This is a genomic window from Xanthomonas sp. SHU 166 (genome assembly GCF_000364685.1).
In the GTDB taxonomy this organism is placed as follows: domain Bacteria; phylum Pseudomonadota; class Gammaproteobacteria; order Xanthomonadales; family Xanthomonadaceae; genus Xanthomonas_A; species Xanthomonas_A sontii.
Map to the genome: position 1 here is coordinate 1 of NZ_AQOJ01000247.1, position 1,811 is coordinate 1,811.

The 1,811-nt window shown below is 68.0% G+C and carries 1 protein-coding gene; it reads left to right on the plus strand.

The annotated features are described in order from the left end of the window. Positions 1–205 precede the first annotated feature (205 nt). A complete protein-coding gene (gene glpK, locus D180_RS08055) occupies positions 206–1,705 on the plus strand; it encodes a glycerol kinase GlpK (RefSeq protein WP_017912392.1) in 1,500 nt (499 codons plus the stop codon). Positions 1,706–1,811: the final 106 nt, after the last annotated feature.

Sequence of the window (1,811 nt, forward strand, 5' to 3'; positions counted from 1 at the left end):
GCGGCGTGATCGGCGGCGCCGCCTACCAGTGGCTGATCTATCCGTTCCTGCCGGCGCGGGTGAAAGCGCTGGAAGAAGAACAGGCCGCTGCGCGCCGCGGCTAGCGCACCGGCAGCGCGTTCGTTTCCGCGCGCGGCGTGCGCGCCTCTAATTCCCCGTTGGCGCCGCGCCCGTGCGCGCGGCGTGCATCCCGCAGGAGTCTCCGATGGAAAAGCAGTTCATCCTGGCCATCGACCAGGGCACCACCAGTTCGCGCGCGATCCTGTTCGACCGCCAGGGCCGCATCGTCGGCATGGCCCAGCGCGAGTTCTCGCAGATCTTCCCGCAGCCGGGCTGGGTCGAGCACAACCCGCGCGAGATCATGACCAGCGTCTACACCACGATCACCGAACTGCTCAACAACCACCAGGTGGATGCCAGCGCGATCGCCGGCATCGGCATCACCAACCAGCGTGAGACCGCGGTGGTGTGGGACCGCGCCACCGGCCAGCCGATCTACAACGCCATCGTCTGGCAGTCGCGGCAGACCAAGGACATCTGCGACCAGCTCAAGGCCGACGGCCACGAGGACATGGTGCGGGCCAAGACCGGCCTGCTGATCGATGCGTACTTCTCCGGCACCAAGGTCAAGTGGATCCTCGACCATGTCGACGGTGCGCGCGAACGCGCGCAGCGCGGCGAACTGGCCTTCGGCACCATCGACAGCTGGCTGATCTGGAACCTCACCGGCGGCAAGGTCCACGTCACCGACTACACCAACGCCTCGCGCACGCTGCTGTACAACATCCACGAACTGCGCTGGGACGAGGAACTGCTGCAACTGCTCGACATCCCCGCCTCGATGCTGCCGGAGGTGCGCTCGTCCAGCGAGATCTACGGCAACACCCAGGGCCAGTATTTCTACGGGCATGCGGTGCCGATCGCGGGTATCGCCGGCGACCAGCAGGCGGCGCTGTTCGGCCAGGCCTGCTTCGAGCCGGGCATGGCCAAGAACACCTACGGCACCGGTTGTTTCATGCTGATGAATACCGGCGAGAAGGCGGTGGCGTCGAAGAACGGCCTGCTCACCACCATCGCCTGGGGCGTGGACGGCAAGGTCGAGTACGCGCTGGAAGGCGCGATCTTCGTCGCCGGTTCGGTGGTGCAGTGGCTGCGCGACGGCCTGCGCATGCTCGGCAAGGCCAGCGACTCGCAGGCCTACGCCGAGCGTGCCGGCGACAACGACGGCGTGTACTTCGTGCCGGCCTTCGTCGGCCTGGGCGCGCCGTACTGGCGCAGCGACATCCGCGGCGCGGTGTTCGGCCTGACCCGCGGCACCACCAAGGAACACTTCATCCGCGCGGCGATCGAATCGATGGCCTACCAGACGCGCGACGTGCTGACCGCGATGCAGGTCGATTCGGGCATCGAGTTGAAGGAACTGCGCGCCGACGGCGGCGCCATCGCCAACGACTTCATGGCGCAGTTCCAGAGCGACATCCTGGACGTGCCGGTGCTGCGCCCGGAGGTGGCCGAGACCACCGCGCTCGGTGCGGCCTACCTGGCCGGCCTGGCCACCGGCTTCTGGAAGAATCGCGACGAGATCGCCCGGCAATGGGCGGTAGACCGGCGCTTCGAGCCGGACATGCCGGCCGAGCGCCGCGAAGCTCTGTACGCCGGCTGGCAGCAGGCGGTGGAGGCGACGATGGGGTTCCGGATTCGCTGAGGCGGTCGCGCAGTGCAGTCGGGGGCTGCGTCCGCTCCTTTGCATCTGTGGGCCGAGGCGTTGTTCTTCGCTGCGACTGCCGAAGGCGGCAGTCGCCAGCCGCCGC

Excerpts from the sequence above, each read along its gene's own strand:
- glpK (WP_017912392.1), top strand. The coding sequence starts at position 206 with ATGGAAAAGCAGTTCATCCTGGCCATCGACCAGGGCACCACCAGTTCG.